The organism is Streptococcus sanguinis, assembly GCF_003943655.1.
Taxonomy (GTDB): domain Bacteria; phylum Bacillota; class Bacilli; order Lactobacillales; family Streptococcaceae; genus Streptococcus; species Streptococcus sanguinis_F.
In genome coordinates this window covers 24,402-44,762 of sequence record NZ_RJMM01000020.1, presented here as the reverse complement: position 1 = coordinate 44,762, position 20,361 = coordinate 24,402, and the positions used below count along the sequence as shown (strand labels likewise).

Sequence of the window (20,361 nt, the reverse complement as noted above, 5' to 3'; positions counted from 1 at the left end):
CTTCATATACTTTTGTTGCTAACCATGTAGTTTTAGATAGAAAAACGCTTAGCACAGGATAATATATTAGGGATAATGTTTTAATATTGCCTAACTTAAATTTTTTTACAAAAATCCCCTAGAACTTACAATTCTAAGGGAGTATTCTTTATCCTGTTACTTCCAGAGTCTGTTCCAGTTTGGTTTTCTTATTAGGACTGGATAGGCGGCGCTTGCTGTCTCGGATGGTGTTGAGATCCTTGAGGAGTTTGGCAAAGTGGGCTTTCTCTGGGTAGGCTTCTGCGGAGGCTGCGGTATAGCGCATAAAGAGGTCATAAGTGCGGGAGATTTCCGTGCGCAGCTGCTTGGTCTTACCGACTTCTTTGCTGGACTTGGCTGCACGCGCTAAGGCTTCGGCCTTATCATAGTCTTCCTGAGCAGTCGTCACTGCGCTAATCACCGGTGAGAGTCCCAGCGTAGTTACTGCCGCACTGTAGGGCTCTTCCTTGAGGGTTTTGAGGAGGCTCTTGATCTCAGCAGTGGCGACATCGTTATTATGCTTGGTGATATCCTTGTACTTGGTTAGGACTGGAGCCAATGTCTCATGGGCTTCTTTGAACTTTGCTTCCTTTATCTTGGCAAATCCCCTATGCAGGGTAAAAAGTCCGACCAGAGCGCTGTCCCGCTCCTTATCTACTTCTGCTAGACTCGTGGTTTGTTTCTTTTCCACGCTGGCTAGCTGTTTCTGGAACTCTTCTAGCTTGCTCGCAAAGGGCTCCAAGTGCGTACCATACATATCTTCGTTCTTATTGGCCTTGACAAAGTCCATGATGATTTGACGAGAATCCGTCATCAAACTTTCAAACTCACGGTGAGTAAAGTTGCTATAGGTCAGGGGACGAATGGTGTAGTTAGTAGTCATAATAAAACTTCTCCAATAATTTGATGAACTAAGTATAGCACGTGGCAATAAATCTTTTGCAAGACTGCCCTGAAATGTCATTTTTTATCCCTGAAATAACACTTTTTCAAAATCAAAGACATAAAATATTCCCACCCGATGATTTCTTTAACTTCGGATGGGGATTATTTCTCTTTAAAAATGTATTATCAGAGCATTTCACGTTTAGAATACTTTGAAATTTTAACAAACGCTAGTATTCGAACCTTAGAAAACCTTTAAATTATACCAAAATACATCACTCGATAGATAGAAAGCACGGATTTTTTAGCAAACTGGACTATTCGAAACCTAGATTATCTAAATATTTTAGTAAATACTCGTATTCGGCCTTTAGATTGATTGGATATTTAGCCAGAGTTTACTCTTCGAAGTTTTGATAATTACCTTTCAGTTTTATCTTCCCACTCTCAAGGGCTCGATACTTTCTTCAATCAGTTTGGTGTAATTTCCAATTCTTGGGTCTTCTTCATCTAATTCCTCTATCTTAGTATTTCGTTGGATATTGGTCTCATTTTACACCTCTTATTATAGCAGAGCAGCACCTTGTTTTATAGTTTCTTCTGGTGGTAGAGATAAAAATCCCCAGCTCTTTTCAAACTGGGGATAGCTTTATATTTTTAATTCATATACTTCCTGCCAGCCAGCTGGTCCTAATATCCGCTGGGGCTGTTTGCTAAAACCAGTCTCTCGGTAGAGGTAGGAAGCGACTTGATTTCTCTCATTGACGCCTAGTATAATACTTTTATACATGGGCAAATGCTCTCTTATGAAATCAGGCAAGAGCTTCAGCGTCTGACTACCGTATCCTCGCATCCGAAAGCCTTCATCCGTTGAAAAGCTACGAAGGAGCAGGCTCTCTGGCTGACCGCCATAAGTAAACTTCTTTTCTCCAGCATCCAAGATCAGAAAGGTTACGATTTGATGTTCTACAAGGCCCAAGATAGCATAGCGATTTTCTAAGTCAGCAACAGCCTGACTAGGATGATTGGTAAATCTCAAGTCGGTTAAATGGTAAGACTGCAAGGCTTCTCTATCTGAACTTCGATAGAATCGGATTTTCATCTAAAAATCCATCCCATCCGGATTTGGTGCGCCACCGGCCAAACCGCTGACATTTTTGAGCACTTCCAAGTCAGCAGCATCTAGCTCAATGCCAAAGCAGTCCAAATTGCTGGCAATCCGTCTCGGAGTGACCGACTTAGGCAGGGGCAGGAAGCCTTCCTGCAAGCTCCAAGCTAGAGCGACTTGGGCAATAGTCTTGCTATACTTATCTGCCACAGCCTGTACGGCTGGATTTTGGAAGAGCTCACCTTGACCAAATGGTCCCCAAGCTTCCAGTAAAATCTCATGCTCACGACAGAAGTTCACCGCTTCTGTCTGATAGACACCTGGAGCCAGGCGGATTTGATTGACAGCAGGAGTCATGCGCGCTGTTTCAAGCAAAGCTTCTAAGTGATGAGGCAGGAAATTGCTGACGCCAATCGCTCGAATCTTACCGAGATTATAAAGATCTTCCATAGCCCGCCAGACTTCGGCATTGCGCTTTTTCCAAGCATCGTTTTCCCTCAGGGGTTTGGGATTCGGCCAGTGGATGAGGTAGAGGTCCAGATAGTCCAGTCCCAACCGCTCCATTGAGGCCGCAAAGGCCTCTTGAGCCTCCTCATAAGTATGAATGTCATTCCAAAGCTTGGTCGTGATGAAGAGCTCCTCCCGCGGAATTCCGCTGTCCTTGATTGCCCGTCCGACACTCTCTTCGTTCTTATAGATAGCTGCCGTATCAATATGCCGATAGCCTGCCTTGAGAGCGGCTAATGTTGCTTGATAGGCTTCTTCGCCATCCTGAGCCTTCCAAGTACCGAAGCCCAGCACCGGAATGCCTACACCATTGTTCAAAAGATATTCTCTCATCTCACGTCTCCTTTACAAATTCCTTCTACTGCCTTCAGCAAGGCAGCTACTACAGTGATTACAAGAGCAGAACTGCTCATTTCTTTTCCTTTTTCTTCAGTATTGGTTTGGGTTTGAAGATATTTTCCTTGGTCGGCTCCATACCTTTACTGAAAAAGCTATAGATAATGAAAGCAACTCCTGCGACAAGGATCAAGATTCGTCCAAAGATCAGTCCCGCCAGCAGCAATACAAGTCCCATTATCAAAAATTTCGCATCAATTCGTTTCATAGCCTACTCCTGTTTACATTATAGTCTCATTATATCACGCCTAAGAAAGCAATTCAAATCTAGGCGAAGACTATCAAGGCGTCTGCCAACCAAAAAGAACAGGTTTCCCTGCTCTTTCTGAAAAATATAAGGAGACTAATTTAAAATACCTGCGGTTCTCATACATGGAATCGTTCTTGACCATCAAGATAAGTAGCTACCAGCTCTAAATCTTTATCTAAAACGATAAAGTCAGCATCGTAGCCTTCCTTGATCTGTCCGCAGACATCATCAATATGGACGGATTTTGCCGGAATCAGGCTAGCCATCATAACCGCCTGATGAGGATTGGCAATGCCCCATTTGACCACATTTTTCAATCCGTCCTTGAGCTTGAGAATGGAGCCCGCTAGATTGCCCGTTGACTTAAGCCGAGCAGTTCCTTCCGCCACAACCACTGGAAATTCTCCCAGCATGTAGTCACCATCTTCAAGACCTCCTGCGGTCATACAGTCAGTAATGAGGGCAATATTTTCATGTCCCTTCTGCTTAAGCAAGATGTCACAGGCCTTAGGGTCAACATGGTGGCCGTCACAAATCAGTTCCGCATAGGTGTGGGGCAGCTCGTACATGGCACCAACCATGCCCAGCTCCCGGTGGGTCAAGCCCCGCATACCATTGTATGCATGCACCCAGACACTGGCACCTGCTTCGACCGCAGTTTTGGCTTCATCATAGGTTGCGTTAGAATGCCCCAGAGCAACGGTCACGCCTTCATCAGTCAGCGTACGGACAAATTCCTCCACACCATCACGCTCTGGCGCGAGAGCTATCTTATTGAGCAAGCCATTTGCGGCCTTTTGCCAAGCACGAAACTCATCCATGCTAGGATCTTTCATATAGGCAGGATTTTGAGCGCCTTTATACTTTTCGGTGAAATAAGGCCCTTCAAAATAGAGACCGCGAATCTTGGCTCCGCTAGCTTCTTGATAGCGAGCACCGATATTTTCAGTAACCGCTAAGAGCCGCTCATAGGATGAAGTCAGGGTTGTTGGTAAAAAGCTGGTCACACCGGTAGTCAAGAGACCCTCACTCATGGTATGAAGAGTTCCTTCAATGTTATTGTCCATCACATCAACACCGCCAAAGCCGTGAATATGAGTGTCCACTAGACCTGGTGCAATCGAGTAGCCACTGTAGTCTATTACTTCTGCATCCTGCGGAACAGACTGCACCAGCTTGCCAAACTTGCCGTCAATCAGCTCTAAATAACCGCCCTGACGAATTCCCTGAGGATAGAAAAATTGATCTGCTTTGATATATGTAGGCATAAGACTGCCTCCCTCTTTCTTGACTTCTGTATTCTCTGCCATTCAAAGCGGAATTCTGTGATAGAGCTAGCATCTTTCTATAGCTACTTTCTAACCCCCGCTTTTGAATCTCTGAGTTTTTTTGACTATATTATAACTCTTTCTTTTTTATTTGTAAATGGTATATACCCATTTTTGCGAAAAATTATTATATTAATCTCATGAAAAAGAAAACCCAGCCATGACAGCTGAGTTTCTGCTTTACTTTTTATCTAAATCGCGCAGCATCTGGTCGATTTTATTGCCATACTCGATGGATTCGTCCTTGACAAAGGTCAAATCTGGAATCTTGTACATCTTCAGATTGTGACCCAGCTCTCGCTTGATGGTACCGGTCGCTTTTTCCAGACCAGTCTGAGCTTTTTGATTATCAGAGGCTAGATTGCTCATAATCGTGTAGTAGACCTTGGCCATAGATAGGTCGCCCAGCATTTGGACATCGGTAATGGTTACTCCCTGCACCCGCGGGTCACGAACTTTCTTCTGCAAGATTTCATTGACTTCGCGCTTGATTTCCATGCCGACACGGTCTGTACGAAAATTGTTTGCCATGAGATTTCCTTTCTAATTTTTCTCTTCTGCAATATAAGCTAGGCCTAGCCTAGCTTATATTTTAGTTTTAGTGAATAAAATTTCATCTAAACTCTTTGTGAAAAAGATGTGGAATTAGAAGTATCAACTTCCACCAAAAATGATTTCACTGCGAGTTTTTAACGGACTTCTTATTTTATTTCTTAATTTCTTCCATGATGTAGGCTTCAATCGTGTCATCTACTTGGATGTCATTGTAGCCATCAATCATGAGTCCACCTTCGCGGCCGTTAGTAACTTCCTTAACATCATCCTTGAAGTGTTTGAGGCTGGCAAGCTCACCATCGTAAATCACGACGCCGTCACGGATAACACGAACCTTGGAATCACGGGTAACCTTACCGTTGATAACCATAAATCCACCGATAGTACCAACCTTGGAAACCTTGAAGGTCTCGCGGATAAGAGCTTCCCCGATGATTTTTTCTTCGTATTCTGGGTCCAGCATCCCCTTCATGGCATCTTCCATTTCCTCGATAACCTTGTAGATAATGCTGTGGAGACGGATTTCGACATCATCAGCTTCTGCCTGCTGGCGAGCTTGAGATGTAGGACGAACGTTAAATCCGATGATGAAGGCATTTGAAGCTTCCGCCAGTGTCACGTCAGATTCATTGATAGCGCCAACCGCTGAGTGAACAATGGTAATCTTAACGCCTTCCACTTCAATTTTTTGCAGGGAAGCAGACAGGGCTTCTACAGAACCTTGCACATCAGCCTTGATGATAACATTGACAGACTTAACTTCACCAGCTTTGAGGGTATCAAAGAGATTTTCCAGACTAACGCGATGAGTAGCTTGACGCTGCTTGAGAAGAGCACGTTTGGCACGTTCTTCACCAGCTGCACGCGCAGCTTTTTCATCTTCATAAACCGCAAAGTGGTCACCAGCCATCGGAGTTTCATTGAGACCAGTGATAGAAACCGGTGTAGATGGTCCTGCCACCTTAACACGACGGCCCAAGTCATTGGTCATAGCCCGAACCCGACCGAAGGTATTTCCAACAACGATTGGATCCTGCACATTCAGAGTTCCCTGCTGAACAAGCAAGGTTGCAACTGCACCTTTTCCTTTATCCAAACGGGCTTCGATAACTGTACCAATCGCTCGAACAGTCGGATCTGCCTTGAGTTCTTGGATTTCTGCCACCAAGAGGACTGTTTCCAACAAGCTGTCAATATTTTGATTGAATTTCGCTGAGATTTCAACAAATTCAGAATCTCCGCCCCAAGCTGTTGACATGACACCGTGCTCAGCCAATTCACCAATCACGCGCTCAGGATTCGCTCCTGGCTTATCGATCTTGTTGATGGCTACGATGATTGGGACATCAGCGGCTTTGGAATGGTTGATAGCTTCAATCGTTTGCGGCATAACACCGTCATCAGCCGCTACGACCAAGATAGTGATATCCGTAACAGAGGCACCACGGGCCCGCATAGAAGTAAAGGCCGCGTGTCCAGGCGTATCCAAGAAAGTAATCTTCTTGCCACTTTCCTCAATCTGGTAAGCACCGATGTGCTGAGTGATACCACCTGCTTCACCTGTTGCTACACGAGAGTTACGCAGGGTATCCAAGAGGGTTGTTTTACCATGGTCAACGTGTCCCATGATGGTGACAACTGGCGGACGCTCTACCAAGGCATCTTGGTTGATATAACCTTCTTCTACGAAGAAGCGCTCAATGTCAGCTGTGTCAACTTCCACCTTCTTCTTAGCTTCGATACCGTAGTCCACCATGAGGAGCTCGATAGTATCGCCGTCAAGAGATTGGTTTTGCGTGGCCATTACGCCCATCATAAAGAGTTTCTTGACAATTTCAGCTGGCTCGCGCTTGATCCGTTTTGCAATTTCTGCAACGGTCATTCCGTCTGTATATTCAAATTCAGTTGGCAACTCATGGAACTTACGTTCTGTAACAGGTTTTGGTGCCTGGTTATTGTTGCCCTTTCCTTTTTTATTTTTCTTGTTTTTATTCCAATTACTATTTCTTTGATTTCTCACTTGATTTTGACTGCTTCGATTCTTTTGTTGTTTTCTTGGACCTTCTTCTTCGCGATCAAAATCATCGCGCTTCTTATCTGGTCGAGCTTGCTTCTTACGACGCGTATCCACAGCGGCTGGCGCTGGGCTTGGATTCGCTGCTGGAGCAGACGGAGCTGGTGCAGGCTGAACTGTTGCACTTGCTTCTGCCTTAGGCTGCTCCTTGCGGCGGTTTTGCCGTTCCATAACTTCTTTTGCTTCCTGTGCTTGCTTAAAGCGTTCTTCGCTTGAGCGAGCGTATTCAGCATTCTGCTCTGCTTTCAAAGCTGCTGCCCGAGCCTTAAAGTCAATCTTCGGTCCTTGAGGCTGTTGGCGGTTTTGACCATTAAATCCTTGATGACTCTGACCATTGCGGCGGCCATCTTGACCACGATTATCGCGACGGTCATTTGGACGATTGCCCCTATCTCGGTCGTTGAGGTTTCCGCGATTCTTATTTCGATTATCGCGGTCCTCACGCTTGCCTTGCTCTTTGTTTTGTGGTTTGCGGTTGCCTTGCTGCTTACGACGTTCTGCCTCTTCTTTGGCTCTCGCTTCACGCTCTGCCTTAAAGTTCCGGCTTTGCGGGCGCTTGACTGGTGCTGCCGTTTCTGCTTTCGCTTCTAGCTTAGCAGCTGCTTTTGCTTCTGTCTGTTCTGCCTTGACTGGCGCAGCCTCTTTGGCAGGAGTTTTTTGCGATGAAGGCTGAGCTGCTGCAGGATTTTCTGCAGGAGCTTGAGGTGCGGCTGCTTTCTTGAAGCTGGATTTGATTCGCTCACCAGCGTCAGCTTCTACGCTGGATGAATGACTTTTGACATCCAATCCCAGCTCCTTAGCACGAGCCACTACCTCCTTGCTTTCTTTTCCCAGTTCTTTGGCGATTTCATACAATCTTATTTTAGACAAATCTTGTCCTCCTCTTCTATTACATAAGAGACCTCATTTTCTTTGTAAAACCAGCATCTGTCACGGCGAGCACTTTTCTGGCCTTGCCAATGGCAGAGCTTAATTCCAGTGTTGAAAACACGGTTGATACTTCTACTTGGTAGTAACGACTTTTATCAGTGATTTTCTTGCTGAGATTAGGAGCTGCATCCTGAGCTAAAAAGACCAGATCTGCTTTTCCCTCCTGTATAGCTTTGACGGTCAGCTCTTCACCAGAAATGATGCGGCCAGCCCGCTGAGCCAGTCCCAGCATATTTGCAAGTTTCTCTTTATTCAAGACCCAACTCTCTTCTTTTGACCTTATGATCGACATAAGCGATTAACTCATCATAGAAAGCCTCATCCACTTCCATATTAAAGCTGCGGTTAAAGACCCGCTTCTTCTTGGCTTGAAGAGCTTCCTGATTATCCAGCTTGATATAGGCTCCACGGCCGTTGGCCTTGCCTGTCGGATCGATAAAGACTTGACCTTCCTTGTTCTTGACAATCCGCAATAAATCGCGCTTGTCAATCACTTCGTTGGACACCACTGATTTTCTTAAAGGGATTTTTCTTGTTTTTGCCATTCCAGCCCCCTTAATCTAGTTCTTCAGCTTCGCTTTCTAAACCAGCTGTTTCCAGTACAGTTTCCTCTGCAGCTGCGTCAAATTCTGTTGCTTCTGTTGCTGAAAATTCTGTCTCTAGAACATCTGCATCCGCAAGAATTTCTTCTGCTTCCTGAGCAAATCCGCCCAGTTCATTGGCTGCTTCCATTTCTTCAAACTCAGTGGCAGACTTGATATCAATTCTAAAGCCTGTCAAATGAGCTGCTAAGCGTACATTCTGTCCGCGACGGCCGATAGCCAGAGAAAGCTTGCTGTCCGGTACGACAACCAAGGCCCGCTTGTTATCTTCTTCGTTAAAGATAACTTGGTCAACCTCTGCAGGAGCAATAGCGTTGTAGATAAATTCAGCTGGATCTGCTACCCACTCGATGACGTCGATATTTTCTTCAGTCGGCACCATACGGCCGCTCTTTGGATCGTATTTGGCAGGATGGAACTTGCTCGTAATTTTCTTGATATTGGCTCCACCGCGTCCGACGATTGTTCCAATGGCATCCACATTAGGGTTGTGGCTGCGAACCGCTACCTTGGTCCGATCGCCTGCTTCCCGTGACACGCTCATGATTTCCACAGTTCCGTCATAGACTTCAGGGATTTCCTGCTCCATCAAGCGCTTGATCATTTCTGGATGGCTGCGGCTGACAAAGACATTGACACCGCGAGGGTTATCTTCTACCTTGTAGACAAAGACTTCGATGCGGTCATGAGAGGCAAAGACCTCACCAGGAATCTGATCTTGCTTCGATAATTGTGCTTCAATGCTACCAAGATTGACATAGATAAAGCGATTGTCAAAGCGCTCCACCGTCCCGCTCATGATTTCATTTTCATGCTCTTTATAGGTGTTGTAGGTGATTGCTCGGGTCTGCTTGCGCATCTTTTCCATGATGGTTTGCTTGGCAGACTGAGCAGCGACCCGGCCAAATTCAGCTGGCGCTTCTTCAAACTTGATCTTATCTCCCAATTCATAGGCTGAACTGATAGCCAAGGCATCTTTAAGACTGATTTCCAAACGGCTGTCAAAGACCTCGTCCACGACTTCGCGAACAGTATAGACACGGAAATCTCCTGACTTTTCGTCAAACTCAATGGCTGCGCTGTCTGCCTGACCATAGCGACGACGATAGGCAGAGCGGAGTGACTCGGTCACTGCGTCAATGATATCTTCTTTCTTGATTCCTTTGTCTTCTTCCAAAATGCGGAAGGCCTCTAGCATTTCTTTACTCATTTTCATGTGACTTTTGCCGAAACAAAAGTGTTCCTTTCTTTTCTATATTGCTTCTGCGGCTAAAACTTAACGGCTAATCTGGCTTTGGAAACCAGACTGTAGGGAATTTCGACTTCTTTTCTGCGAGTCTTGTCCAGATATTCCATGTGCAGAACATCCTCTTCAAAACTCAGCAAGGTGCCTTCAAAGACTTTCTGCTTGTCAACAGCCTTATAGAGACTGACATGGATATAACTGCCGACTGCATCGGCTAGCTGTTCCTTGGTCTTGAGCGGACGCTCCAAGCCTGGACTGGTCACTTCCAGAAAATACTGTTCCGGGAAGGGATCTGGTTTGATTTGATCCAAGAGCGGACTGATAATATCCGTCAAATCCGCTGTATCATTGACTGTAATGCCCTCAGGCTTATCTACAAAGACACTGAGAACGTAGTCCCCGCCCATCTTTCCGTACTCAATATCGACTAATTCATAGGGGGCCAAAATGGCTGGTTCAATAACCTCCCTCACCAATTCAACAATCGTTGCGATATGACGACACCTCCTCACAGATAAGAGGCGAAGATACTTCCTCGCCTCTCTTTCCTTATTCATTACTAGTATTATAGCACGACAAGTCCCAGAATGCAAGGGAAATATGCTGTACAAGCTTTTAAAGACGGAATCCCACTTAAAACGATCTTATTTTTAAGCAAAATTCTTTCCTAATAATAAAGTCTTCAAGGAGTATTTCCTCGAAGACTCTTTCTTATTCAAACGCTGCTTCCACCCGGTAGATGACTTGTCCTTTGTTAGCAAATTTCTGCTCATACTCAGTCAGGACATTATCCTCGAAGTCGCTGGCATGCAAATCTAACCAGACGCCCTTTAACTTCATACCATACTGTGAAAAGCTTACTAGGCTATACTCAAAAAGACCACGATTGTCCGTTTTGAAGTGGATTTCTCCATTTTCTGGCAGAATCTGCTGATAGGTCGCCAGAAAGGACTGATAGGTCAGACGGCGCTTTTCATGGCGTTTCTTGGGCCAAGGATCCGAGAAGTTCAGATAGAGGCGGTCAATCTCGCCATCTTCAAAATAATCAGTCAGATCCGAACCGTCCACCCAGAGAAGCTTGATATTGGGCACATCCGTTGCCAGCACCTTGTCCAAGGCATAGCTGAGGACCGATTTTTGAATATCAATCCCAATGTAGTTGATATCCGGATTGGCCTTGGCCATACCGGACACAAAAGCTCCTTTGCCGCTGCCAACCTCTACATGAATGGGGTGATCATTGCCAAAAATCTCCTGCCATCTGCCCTTGGCGTCTGCCGGATTCAAAATAACATACTGGGGATGCGCCTCCAGCAGTTCCGTCGCTCCCTTACGATTCCTTACTCTCATTGTCCTCTTCCGTATTTAGAACGGAAGTTTCGTAATGCGTAAATCTCCCGGTTCACATTTTCTAAATCATTGTTTTCATAGTATTTGGCAATCTGCATCAGATAAGAATACTGACCAAACCAGTATAGCTTATTGAAAACAGTCTGATTATACTTATAGCCATAGGCGCTCAGCCACTCTTGCCAACCTGAATCAGGCACATAATGGCTCAAAATATGAGCCACATCCATCATCCTGTCTGTCAGGCGCACAGAATCCCAATCCACTAAGTAAATAAGCCCGCTGTCGGTCTCTACCCAGTTGCTGTGGCGCACATCTCCGTGAACAATAGTCGCATAATCCTCACGAAAGGCCGGCACTGTCTGGCGCAGGTCGCGGATAACTGATTGCAGATATTGATTATTCCTCAAAGCAAGCGGCACTTGATTGAGCCAAGCATTCAGCAAATCAGTTGGCGTTTCCAGTGTATAGCCCAACTTGGTCAGCTGAGTCATCAATGGGCGCGAGCGATGCAGCCGTGTCAAAATATTGATTACTTGCTTTTTGGACATATCATTTGGGGTCAGAATAGTGCCTGAAAGCCATTCCTGCCCGCTCATTACGTTTCCGTCCGGCATCCGGCGGCTCCACAAAAGCTGCGGTGCGATTTGTTCTCGAGCTAAGCCTGCTAAGATAGGGGTTGTATTCATCTTGACGAAAACTCGCTCCCCGTCCGGATAAGTCCCCATATAGGCCTTTCCGCTCTTACCAGCTATCGGTGTCAGGGTCAGCTCGTTATCAACCAAGTCCATATTTCCCCTCCGTAAAAAGTTTCTTTATCATTTTACTAATTTTACCTCTTTTAGTCAACCAATCTCCGTAACTTAAACGGCAGATAGAACAGATAGAGTAGGGCAGTCGCTCCCAGCATGGCCAGCACTGCTGTCTTGTCTTGAAGAAATAGCAAAGCAGTCATCACTTCACCCAAAAGGACACTGCTGCCAATAGATGCGATAATTTGTCTTGCTCCCTTCAGCTTTTCCCCTCTTTCTATCGGAAAAAGCTGGGTCAAAAATTGATAGTCAAAAGCTTCATACAAAGCCGTCAGCTGGAAGAGCAAGAGGTAATTGAACAAGACCGCAAAAGCTGCAGCAATCCAAGCTTGACTGACAAAAACCAAGGCCAAAAGAGCCAAAAAGAGCAGTCTTAAGGTCAGAGCAAAGAAGTCTCCATTTCGCAAGTAAGAGCGCAAAAAGAGATTCTGCCAGGTCTTGCTATGCTGCTTGCCCACAAGTCTGGTCAAACCATCCAGATAGGCCCGGCGCTTGACACTGTTTGAAATGCCTTTAACATTGGTAAAGAGAGCAAAGAAGCGCAGAATCGTCTGTTTTCGGGCTGCTTCATAAGCCACCAGAGCCTGCCAATCTAGGCCATTTTCAGTAAAGAACTTCTTGGCCTTAGCCTGAAACAAAAACCATTTCAAGGCTAGCATAAGGAGGCAGTAGAACCCGAAACCCCAAACAGGCAATCCCAGAGCCAGAAAAAGCGGAGCTAACAGTAGCAATAGCCCAGTCTGTAAGACTGCGTACAAGAGATAGGAACTCAGAATCTGAACCTTGATAAAAGCCCTGACTTCTGCTTCTCTGACCAAGAGAAAGAGTGCATCCGGCTTTTCCAGATAGGTCGCAATCCGTCCAAAAGGCAAGATAAAGACCGATAGAATAACCAGACTAGCAATAATAGGTAGGTGATTGGTCGGAAAATGCCGCAAAAGCTGACTGTACTGAACACCTAAAAATCCCATAAAAATCAGCAGAAAGAGCACGAAATGATCATTAAAAACATAACGCAGGTATTTCAAACATTGCTGACGAAAATCCTGCTTTCGTTTGGCAAATAATTCTTTCATAGCGCCGCCTCTTCTGTCAGGGCTAGATAGATGTCATTCAGACTAGCATCCGGCATTTGAAATTGAGCACGCAACTCAGTCAAGCTGCCCTTGGCCCGTACTTGGCCCTTGTGCAAGATTACAAAACTATCACACATCTTCTCGGCAGAGTCCAGGACATGGGTGCTCATCAGTATCGACTTGCCCTTCTTCTTTTCCTCATCTAAGAGTTGGATAAGGTCTGCAATAGCTACCGGATCCAAACCCAGAAAAGGCTCATCTACGATAAAAAGGCTGGGATCAACTACAAAAGCGCAGATAATCATCACTTTTTGCTTCATCCCTTTTGAAAAGTGAACAGGGAACCAATCCAGTTTTTCCTTAAGTCGGAACATTTCCAATAGCTTATCCACGCGCTTAAAAGCTGTTTCCTGCTCAATATCGTAAGCCATAGCTACCGTCTCAATGTGCTCGCGCAGGGTTAATTCTTCGTAGAGACTGGGAGTTTCTGGAATAAAACCGATCTTCTTGCGGTAACCGCTGGGGTTGGTCCGCAGCTCCAGTCCATCAATTTGAATCTGCCCCTTATAAGGCGTCAGAAGACCAATAATCTCATTGATAGTCGTGGACTTACCCGCGCCGTTGAGACCAATCAGACCAACCAGCTGGCCATTGCCCACTTCAAAGCTGACATCCTTTAAAACCGGGATATTAACATAGCCGCCCGTAAGCTCTTTGATTTCTAACATATTTTCTCCGAATTCTGGTATAATGGTTCTTATATTATAACAAAATCTAGTGAATAGAGGTACCATTTATGGCTGATTGTATTTTTTGTAAAATTATTGCCGGAGAAATCCCTTCTTCTAAAGTCTATGAAGACGAGAAAGTCCTTGCTTTTCTGGATATTTCCCAGGTAACACCAGGTCATACCCTGGTTGTCCCTAAAGAGCATTTCCGAAATGTGCTGGATATGGATGCAGACAGCACCAGTCAGCTCTTCGCTCGCGTACCTGGCATTGCTCGAAAGGTGATGAAAGCCACAGGTGCAGCTGGTATGAATATCATCAACAACAACGAAGAAATTGCTGGACAGACTGTCTTTCATACCCACGTGCATTTGGCACCGCGCTACAGTGATGCAGATGACCTTAAGATTACTTTCGCAGCCCACGAACCAGACTTTCTAGCTCTGGCCGAATTAGCTGAGAAGATTGCGCAAGCTTAAGGAGGGAATATGAAACTGTCAAATATTTTCCTATTTATTGGTGCTGCAGTAGCCAGCTACAAGCTAGTTGAAAACCGTCAAAAAATCCAAGAAGAAATCATTGAAACAACAGATAGCCTAGACAAAGTAAAGGACAGTCTAGCCAGTATTCAACGAAATATTGCCATCATTCAAGAGCAAAAAGAGCAAGTCAAAGACATGGCTCAAGATCTTACTTATAAATATAAAGTCCTTGAAAACCAAGCTCAGGTGCAGATCCAGCAAATCAAAGACATCTGGGAAAAGTACGAGTCTTGATAGAGAAAAGGTGTATGATAGGGGAACAATAATTCCAATCAGCCACTGCGTCAAGAGCTTTCCGTCATAACCAAAAGAGACCAAGACATTTTGTCCCGGCCTCTTTTTATATTTAACTTTTTACTCTGTAGTCGCATTGACCACTGGCTGACTTTGTGGGGCGCTGACACTGACATCTGCCGCTGGGGCGGAGGAAGCTGCTGGAGCAACTGGAGTCGTATTCGTAGTTCCAACTGTTGTATCTGTCGACGGATAAGAGTAATTCTCATAACCATTATTATAAGTAGGCTGACTATAAGAATTCTGGTAATTGCTATAGCTTTCTGTGCTACTAGCTGTACTACTGCTATTGCTGCTTCTTAGACTGTTGCCACCCATAATATCTTCATAGAGAACAGCATTGGTCTTCAGACTCTTAACTGTGTCCAAGCCCAGAGACTTGCGGATTAGATTCTGCATGCTCAGCAGATGCTCTGACGTCACCAGCTGATAGCTTCCACCATCAGGCAAGGTCGCATCTTCTCCACGCAGCTGCTCAGACTTAATGTTCTTAAAGGCATCCTGATAGCCTAGCAGTTGGGGAATGCTTTTTGAATCAAGCGCGATATTGGTCTGCATATTGCTGCTGACAGCTTTTAAAATAGCCTGATAATGGCTGACACTGTTGAGACTGAGAACTTTTTCAACCACTTTCTTAATTACTTCACGTTGACGCTTCTGGCGGCCATAGTCACCCTCTGGATCCTGATAGCGCATGCGAGCATAGACCAACGCCTGATCACCATTGATGGTTTGCTTGCCTGGCTCAACCTTAGCAGTATACTCAGGCTCATTATCCTCAATAGAAATTGGGAAGTCAAAGGTATTATTGACCTCAATACCACCTACTGCGTCTACTAGCTGAACCAAGCCCTGCATATTGATCATCACATAGCGGTCAATGTGGATATTCATCAAGCCCTCAATAGTCGAAATGGCTAACTCTGCTCCGCCAGTCGCATAGGCTGCATTCAGCTTTGCTTCAACTGTCTGACCGTTCTCATCAATCTGAGTCAGAATATCACGTTCCAAACTCATCATGACCGTTTTCTTAGTCTTTGGATTGACACTCAGGAGAATCATGGTATCGCTGTTCCCGACCCAAGTATCCTCGCGGGAGCCACTCCCTGTATCCACTCCCATCAGCAAGATAGTCATAGGCTTAGTCGCAGAAATGACATCTGTCTCATTTCCCAAGCCCTTATAAGTCTTGGACAGTTCATCTGTTGACTGACCATAGATTGTCCATGCATAAGTACCAATACCAGCTGTCGTTACGACAAGGAGGCTGAGAAACATCATTATAATCTTTTTAAACATATCTTTTTTAGTCTATCAGTTTACCCATCAGGTAAACATCAAGAAATATCCCTTCTTTTAAATAGGCTCCTCTTTTTTGTAAGCCTTCAATTTCAAATCCTAAATCTTTATAGAGGTGAACCGCTCGTTCATTTCTAACCTGAACGCTCAATTCTAAACGTCTAATATCCTGAGAATCTTCTGCCCAAGCCAGTGCCTCTTCTAGCAATATGCGTCCCAGTCCTTGGTTCCAGAAAGCTTTCTTCACCACGACAAAGACTTGACCAATATGGCGAATTCGCTCATGGAAATCAGCTGTGATGCTGACAAGACCGGCAATCTCACCATTTAAAAGAGCCAACAAGTAAAGCTGATTACTGGAAGCAGCCTGATGCTCAACGAATGAAGACATCTCCTCTTGATTCATCAAAATTCCAGCTTCATCCAGCGTCATATAATCTGACTCAGACCCGACCTGATTGAGGAAGGCAATCAGCTCAGCAGCATCTGTTTTTTCCGCTTCACGCAAGCATAATTCATATTCAGTCATTCTGCAGTCCCTCAAGCAGCTCTTGGGCTCGTGTTCCTTGGGCTTCAAAAACCAATTCACGCCCGTCTTCCTTTTTCAAGAGGCTTAATTTGAGATAGTCTTCAGGTAGATTTTCTCCCAGCAGCTCCCCCCATTCAATGACCGTCACACCCTCCCCGAAGAGAAAGTCATCCAAATCAATGGAATCTGGATCGTCTCCGATGCGGTAGACATCCAGATGATAGAGCGGCAAACGCCCCTCGTATTCCCGAACAATGGTATAGGTTGGGCTTTTAATCATCTGACTGATGCCCAAACCTAGAGCCAGACCCTTAGTAAAGGTTGTCTTCCCTGCTCCCAAATCCCCCGTTAAAACCAGTACGTCCCCTGCCTGAAGCAATTTGCCCAGACGCTGACCCCACTGGATTAATTCTTCCTCATTATGACTAAACATTCTCTTATTATACCAGAAAAAAATTTTTTCTGCTTAATTTTGCAAAAGAAAAATCAGCCGCAAAAAGCCGATTTTTTATACTGAAAATATAAGCTATCCAAACTTCACTAGACACAAGGAAATCCAGCAATGTTTAGACCTAATTTAAAGCCAGATTTACGAAATTTAAAATAAAGAGAAGATCCAAAATCCAAATCATAGAATGTACATCCTTGGCTTGACCTTTGAAGATTTTGACCAAAGTGTAGGTGATAAACCCAGCTGCTATCCCGTGAGTGATAGAATAGGCAAATCCCATAAAAATAGAAGTAAAGAAAGCTGGAATGGCCTCCGCCATATCATCCCAATGGATATTTTTCAGACTAGCCAGCATCATAATCCCCACGATAATGAGAATCGGTGCTGTTGCAGCATTAGGAACAATAGCCAAGAGTGGGCTAAAGAAGCTTGATACTGCAAAGCAGATGGCTACGACCAAGGCGGTCAGACCTGTTCGGCCTCCAGCTCCGATACCAGCTGCAGACTCCACATAAGTCGTCACATTAGAAGTTCCAGCAATGGCGCCAATAGAGGTTCCAATGAGGTCCGAGTAAAGCGCCTTATCCAAACCTTCTGATTCATGGTTTTCCCCAGAAGTCGCCACAATCCCGACCTTTTCACCTGTACCAATCAAGGTACCAATGGTATCAAAAATATCTGTCAAGGAGAAAGCCAGAATAGCCATACATGTCTGGGGCCAGCGAGCTGAATCTGCTAAAAGGGCACCCAGACCTTTCGGACCTACTGCCACCCCAAAAATCTGCCCCAGTTCATTAACAGCAGTACCAATGTTATTCTGCCCAAAATCAATAGATGACAAATCAACCAAGCCAACCAGAATAGCTACCACTGTCGTTACTAGGATGGATAGGATAACACCACCCTTGATATTTTTCACGATAAAGAAGATTGTGATGGCCAAACCAACCAGGGCTACTAGGACCGCTGGATTGTTAAAGTCTACCAGACCTGGAGTTGCTGCTGAATTAGCCGTAATAGCCGCTGCAGCTTTATCTGCTCCCTTGCCAGCTACTGTATAGTTTCCCGGATCGATTGAAAACTTGAGCAAGCCAGCATTTTTAATACCTACATAAGCCAGAAAGACTCCGATTCCTGCCGAGATAGCTGCTCGCAAGGAGCCTGGAATTGACTCAATGATCATCTTACGCACCTTGGTCAAAGTGATAATGAGCGAAATAATCCCGCAGATAAAGACCATAGCCAAGGCTTCCTGCCATGTGTAGCCCAAGGCAAAGACGACCGTAAAAGTGAAAAAGGCATTCAGACCCATACCCGGTGCCTGCGCATAAGGCAAGTTGGCAAAGAAGGCCATCATCAAGGTGCCGGCAACAGCTCCGATAATCGTAGCTAGGAAAACACCTTGCTTAGGCATACCTGTCTGAGCCAGCATAGCCGGATTGACAAATAAAATGTAGGACATGGCAAAGAAAGTCGTCAGACCAGCCAAAACTTCTGTCCGGACATCTGTCCCTTTTTCGGTCAGTTTGAAAAATTTATCCATTTTTCAATAAATCTCCTTTTGAGTAAAATTTCTAATATCTAGTTCAAAAACAAAGAAAAACAGATTTAAATCTGTTTATTTGCGAACGATATTTTAAATTATAATAAAAAACATTCACTTTTTCAAGATGAATGTCTCGCTATTCTTATTTTTTATTATCTTTCATCAGAAATACCAAACTCATAAACTGTAAAAAAGTAAAACCAAGAATGAAAGGCAGTCGATCAGGCTGCAAAGTTTGCAAAAGCTTCTGTATAACCAGCTGTGGATGAAGTAATAAATCCCAGCTATTGAGGCGATCATAACGTCCTATGTAGATAGCCAGACTGGACACAGCCGACAGAACTGCCGTCAGCAATAGATCCAAATTCCAGTTNAGCTTCCAACGCTCCTTGATGACATACCAGCTCTCCATACCACAGAAAATCCCGAATAAAATACTGGAAACAAAAGCTAAAAAGAGCAGAAAAACACTTGGCTTACTCAGAACATCTGCCACCCAAGTCATATGAATCAAATCAGTAATCATATAGAAAGTGTTGGGGAAGAAAAGCAACCACAACAGGAAAAGAAGAGGATAAGCCCACTTCTGCTTCTTGAATAAAAGCGTCAAGACAGCTGCATCATAGCTGATTAAGGCCAAGGTCATATTCCAGATGAGATAGGTTGGACCCCCATTTAGAGATTGGATATGGATAAAAAAGGCAATCATTAGAAAAAGAGCATGAATCATGAACGGTTTACGCATACGAAAAGCTCCTCCTTGCTGTGTCATAATTGTGACTGATTAGAGCACCATTATAACATAAGTCGTGTTATTTACACTGAATTCTGTTATAATAGTCTGTATTATCACTGAAAAGAGACTCACATGACAAAAAAAGTAATCGCTGTGGATTTGGACGGAACCTTGCTGGATTCTAACAGCAATCTGTCTGACTTCACCAAAGAAACCATCAAAAAAATTTCCCAAAAGGGCCACAAGGTCATCATCACAACAGGACGGCCCTACCGCATGGCTTTGAAATATTATAAAGAATTAGAGCTCAATACGCCCATGATTAACTTCAATGGCTCTCTGACTCACATTCCAGAAAAGAAATGGGACTTTGAAAAATCGCTGACGCTGGATAAGTCCTTTCTGCTGGATATGGTTAAGCGCAGGGATGAGATTGAAGCGGATTTCATTGCCGGCGAATACCGCAATAAATTTTATATCACCAATCCTAATGAAGAAATTGCTGATCCCAAGCTCTTTGGCATCGATGCTTTTAAGCCTGAAAATCAGTTTCAAGCCAATCTAGTAACGGAGAATCCTAACGCCATTCTCCTGCAGACACGAGCAGCTGACAAATATGCTCTGGCAGAGGAAATGAATGCTTTTTACCAGCATGAACTTGCCATCAACTCTTGGGGCGGACCGCTCAACATTCTCGAGTGTGCTCCCAAAGGGGTCAACAAAGCCTTCGCCCTTCAGTACCTGCTTAATGTTCTCAATGTGGATCGTAAAAATCTGATTGCCTTTGGCGATGAGCAAAATGATACTGAGATGCTGTCCTTTGCTGGCACTGGCTATGCCATGAAAAATGCCAATACTGACCTTCTTCCATACGCAGACCAGCAGTTGTCTTTGACTAACGACCAAGATGGCGTCGCCCACGAGCTAAACAAACTCTTTTTATAAAAGTAGACAATTAGGCAAACTCTGTTCGAGAGTTTGTCTTTTATTTTTTGTCTTCTCTCGACCTCAATCATGCTTAAAAGCTTTAAAAATCAGAGCTTATTAGCTGCGCTATGATATTATGGTAAATCCACACTTGGTTTTGTAAGCGTTTGCC

23 protein-coding genes are annotated in these 20,361 nt (G+C 44.6%); 3 read left to right on the top strand and 20 right to left on the bottom strand.

Translation table 11 applies throughout. The features are described from left to right. Positions 1–148: 148 nt before the first annotated feature. The 15 genes from D8886_RS08780 to D8886_RS08710 all read right to left on the bottom strand — a co-directional run bounded on the left by D8886_RS08780 (position 149) and on the right by D8886_RS08710 (position 13,865). Entirely contained in the window at positions 149–901 is a 753-nt protein-coding gene (locus tag D8886_RS08780; protein ID WP_185761285.1) for a DUF6261 family protein, read from the bottom strand. Between the two features lie 651 nt (positions 902–1,552). Continuing rightward, positions 1,553–2,005: a GNAT family N-acetyltransferase gene (locus D8886_RS08775; protein WP_125435161.1), complete on the bottom strand. Its 453-nt coding sequence runs from the start codon at positions 2,003–2,005 to the stop codon at positions 1,553–1,555. Further along, positions 2,006–2,851, bottom strand: a complete 846-nt coding sequence (locus tag D8886_RS08770; protein WP_125435159.1) for an aldo/keto reductase — start codon at positions 2,849–2,851, stop codon at positions 2,006–2,008. Positions 2,852–2,927: 76 nt separating this feature from the next. Then, positions 2,928–3,122 (bottom strand): hypothetical protein, encoded by a 195-nt coding sequence (locus tag D8886_RS08765; RefSeq protein ID WP_002903311.1) that lies wholly within the window; start codon positions 3,120–3,122, stop codon positions 2,928–2,930. Positions 3,123–3,280: 158 nt separating this feature from the next. After that, positions 3,281–4,432, bottom strand: coding sequence for an N-acetylglucosamine-6-phosphate deacetylase (gene nagA / locus D8886_RS08760; RefSeq protein WP_032909878.1), 1,152 nt, complete (start codon positions 4,430–4,432; stop codon positions 3,281–3,283). Positions 4,433–4,672: 240 nt separating this feature from the next. Continuing rightward, positions 4,673–5,023, bottom strand: coding sequence for a 30S ribosome-binding factor RbfA (gene rbfA / locus D8886_RS08755; RefSeq protein WP_002908941.1), 351 nt, complete (start codon positions 5,021–5,023; stop codon positions 4,673–4,675). Positions 5,024–5,198: 175 nt separating this feature from the next. Continuing rightward, a complete protein-coding gene (gene infB / locus D8886_RS08750; RefSeq protein WP_125435157.1) occupies positions 5,199–7,991 on the bottom strand; it encodes a translation initiation factor IF-2 in 2,793 nt (930 codons plus the stop codon). A 19-nt stretch (positions 7,992–8,010) separates the two neighbouring features. Beyond that, positions 8,011–8,307 (bottom strand): YlxQ-related RNA-binding protein, encoded by a 297-nt coding sequence (locus tag D8886_RS08745; RefSeq protein WP_002918063.1) that lies wholly within the window; start codon positions 8,305–8,307, stop codon positions 8,011–8,013. Next, the gene (gene rnpM / locus D8886_RS08740; protein ID WP_002923338.1) at positions 8,300–8,596 is read right to left on the bottom strand and encodes an RNase P modulator RnpM; all 297 of its coding nucleotides are present in this window, start codon (positions 8,594–8,596) and stop codon (positions 8,300–8,302) included. Before rnpM ends, D8886_RS08745 begins: the two co-directional genes overlap by 8 nt. 10 nt (positions 8,597–8,606) lie before the next feature. Continuing rightward, positions 8,607–9,863: a transcription termination factor NusA gene (nusA, locus tag D8886_RS08735; protein WP_260469511.1), complete on the bottom strand. Its 1,257-nt coding sequence runs from the start codon at positions 9,861–9,863 to the stop codon at positions 8,607–8,609. A 59-nt stretch (positions 9,864–9,922) separates the two neighbouring features. After that, entirely contained in the window at positions 9,923–10,411 is a 489-nt protein-coding gene (gene rimP, locus D8886_RS08730) for a ribosome maturation factor RimP (protein WP_032908080.1), read from the bottom strand. A gap of 199 nt (positions 10,412–10,610) precedes the next feature. Continuing rightward, positions 10,611–11,249, bottom strand: coding sequence for a tRNA (guanosine(46)-N7)-methyltransferase TrmB (gene trmB, locus D8886_RS08725; RefSeq protein ID WP_002911262.1), 639 nt, complete (start codon positions 11,247–11,249; stop codon positions 10,611–10,613). After that, positions 11,246–12,040: a cell cycle regulator CcrZ gene (gene ccrZ / locus D8886_RS08720; RefSeq protein WP_002911261.1), complete on the bottom strand. Its 795-nt coding sequence runs from the start codon at positions 12,038–12,040 to the stop codon at positions 11,246–11,248. The genes trmB and ccrZ overlap by 4 nt, the downstream gene beginning before the upstream one ends. Positions 12,041–12,090: 50 nt before the next feature. Beyond that, positions 12,091–13,137, bottom strand: coding sequence for an ABC transporter permease (locus D8886_RS08715; RefSeq protein ID WP_002911260.1), 1,047 nt, complete (start codon positions 13,135–13,137; stop codon positions 12,091–12,093). Further along, positions 13,134–13,865 carry an ABC transporter ATP-binding protein gene (locus D8886_RS08710; protein WP_032913334.1) on the bottom strand — a complete coding sequence of 244 codons (732 nt, stop codon included), beginning with the start codon at positions 13,863–13,865 and terminating at the stop codon, positions 13,134–13,136. Before D8886_RS08710 ends, D8886_RS08715 begins: the two co-directional genes overlap by 4 nt. Before the next feature lie 68 nt (positions 13,866–13,933). On the opposite strand from D8886_RS08710, the gene D8886_RS08705 reads away from it, so the two are divergent. After that, positions 13,934–14,344 (top strand): HIT family protein, encoded by a 411-nt coding sequence (locus tag D8886_RS08705; protein ID WP_002911257.1) that lies wholly within the window; start codon positions 13,934–13,936, stop codon positions 14,342–14,344. Positions 14,345–14,353: 9 nt separating this feature from the next. Continuing rightward, complete coding sequence (locus D8886_RS08700) at positions 14,354–14,641, top strand: hypothetical protein (protein WP_125341586.1); 288 nt, start codon at positions 14,354–14,356, stop codon at positions 14,639–14,641. A 120-nt stretch (positions 14,642–14,761) separates the two neighbouring features. On the opposite strand, the gene lytR is transcribed toward D8886_RS08700, so the two are convergent. From lytR to D8886_RS08675, 5 genes are all read right to left on the bottom strand, one after another. Beyond that, positions 14,762–16,000, bottom strand: coding sequence for a glycopolymer--peptidoglycan transferase LytR (gene lytR, locus D8886_RS08695; protein ID WP_125435153.1), 1,239 nt, complete (start codon positions 15,998–16,000; stop codon positions 14,762–14,764). A 7-nt stretch (positions 16,001–16,007) separates the two neighbouring features. Next, on the bottom strand, positions 16,008–16,529 hold the full coding sequence (locus D8886_RS08690) for a GNAT family N-acetyltransferase (protein WP_125435151.1): 522 nt from the start codon (positions 16,527–16,529) through the stop codon (positions 16,008–16,010). Continuing rightward, a complete protein-coding gene (gene tsaE, locus D8886_RS08685) occupies positions 16,522–16,962 on the bottom strand; it encodes a tRNA (adenosine(37)-N6)-threonylcarbamoyltransferase complex ATPase subunit type 1 TsaE (RefSeq protein ID WP_002896905.1) in 441 nt (146 codons plus the stop codon). Before tsaE ends, D8886_RS08690 begins: the two co-directional genes overlap by 8 nt. A gap of 139 nt (positions 16,963–17,101) precedes the next feature. Further along, positions 17,102–18,523: an NCS2 family permease gene (locus D8886_RS08680; protein ID WP_002911250.1), complete on the bottom strand. Its 1,422-nt coding sequence runs from the start codon at positions 18,521–18,523 to the stop codon at positions 17,102–17,104. Positions 18,524–18,668: 145 nt separating this feature from the next. Then, on the bottom strand, positions 18,669–19,298 hold the full coding sequence (locus tag D8886_RS08675; RefSeq protein ID WP_125435149.1) for a DUF1361 domain-containing protein: 630 nt from the start codon (positions 19,296–19,298) through the stop codon (positions 18,669–18,671). A gap of 96 nt (positions 19,299–19,394) precedes the next feature. On the opposite strand from D8886_RS08675, the gene D8886_RS08670 reads away from it, so the two are divergent. Further along, a complete protein-coding gene (locus tag D8886_RS08670) occupies positions 19,395–20,207 on the top strand; it encodes a Cof-type HAD-IIB family hydrolase (protein ID WP_002908111.1) in 813 nt (270 codons plus the stop codon). Positions 20,208–20,361: the final 154 nt, after the last annotated feature.

What these genes read in the sequence shown, in the direction of transcription:
- tsaE (WP_002896905.1), bottom strand. Translation starts at nt 16,962, where the DNA reads ATGTTTAGTCATAATGAGGAAGAATTAATCCAGTGGGGTCAGCGTCTG.
- D8886_RS08705 (WP_002911257.1), top strand. Translation starts at nt 13,934, where the DNA reads ATGGCTGATTGTATTTTTTGTAAAATTATTGCCGGAGAAATCCCTTCT.
- D8886_RS08715 (WP_002911260.1), bottom strand. Translation starts at nt 13,137, where the DNA reads ATGAAAGAATTATTTGCCAAACGAAAGCAGGATTTTCGTCAGCAATGT.
- D8886_RS08680 (WP_002911250.1), bottom strand. Translation starts at nt 18,523, where the DNA reads ATGGATAAATTTTTCAAACTGACCGAAAAAGGGACAGATGTCCGGACA.
- D8886_RS08775 (WP_125435161.1), bottom strand. Translation starts at nt 2,005, where the DNA reads ATGAAAATCCGATTCTATCGAAGTTCAGATAGAGAAGCCTTGCAGTCT.
- nusA (WP_260469511.1), bottom strand. Translation starts at nt 9,863, where the DNA reads ATGAGTAAAGAAATGCTAGAGGCCTTCCGCATTTTGGAAGAAGACAAA.
- D8886_RS08770 (WP_125435159.1), bottom strand. Translation starts at nt 2,851, where the DNA reads ATGAGAGAATATCTTTTGAACAATGGTGTAGGCATTCCGGTGCTGGGC.
- lytR (WP_125435153.1), bottom strand. Translation starts at nt 16,000, where the DNA reads ATGTTTAAAAAGATTATAATGATGTTTCTCAGCCTCCTTGTCGTAACG.
- D8886_RS08710 (WP_032913334.1), bottom strand. Translation starts at nt 13,865, where the DNA reads ATGTTAGAAATCAAAGAGCTTACGGGCGGCTATGTTAATATCCCGGTT.
- D8886_RS08700 (WP_125341586.1), top strand. Translation starts at nt 14,354, where the DNA reads ATGAAACTGTCAAATATTTTCCTATTTATTGGTGCTGCAGTAGCCAGC.
- D8886_RS08765 (WP_002903311.1), bottom strand. Translation starts at nt 3,122, where the DNA reads ATGAAACGAATTGATGCGAAATTTTTGATAATGGGACTTGTATTGCTG.
- D8886_RS08670 (WP_002908111.1), top strand. Translation starts at nt 19,395, where the DNA reads ATGACAAAAAAAGTAATCGCTGTGGATTTGGACGGAACCTTGCTGGAT.
- rbfA (WP_002908941.1), bottom strand. Translation starts at nt 5,023, where the DNA reads ATGGCAAACAATTTTCGTACAGACCGTGTCGGCATGGAAATCAAGCGC.
- ccrZ (WP_002911261.1), bottom strand. Translation starts at nt 12,040, where the DNA reads ATGGACTTGGTTGATAACGAGCTGACCCTGACACCGATAGCTGGTAAG.
- D8886_RS08780 (WP_185761285.1), bottom strand. Translation starts at nt 901, where the DNA reads ATGACTACTAACTACACCATTCGTCCCCTGACCTATAGCAACTTTACT.
- trmB (WP_002911262.1), bottom strand. Translation starts at nt 11,249, where the DNA reads ATGAGAGTAAGGAATCGTAAGGGAGCGACGGAACTGCTGGAGGCGCAT.
- nagA (WP_032909878.1), bottom strand. Translation starts at nt 4,432, where the DNA reads ATGCCTACATATATCAAAGCAGATCAATTTTTCTATCCTCAGGGAATT.
- rnpM (WP_002923338.1), bottom strand. Translation starts at nt 8,596, where the DNA reads ATGGCAAAAACAAGAAAAATCCCTTTAAGAAAATCAGTGGTGTCCAAC.
- D8886_RS08690 (WP_125435151.1), bottom strand. Translation starts at nt 16,529, where the DNA reads ATGACTGAATATGAATTATGCTTGCGTGAAGCGGAAAAAACAGATGCT.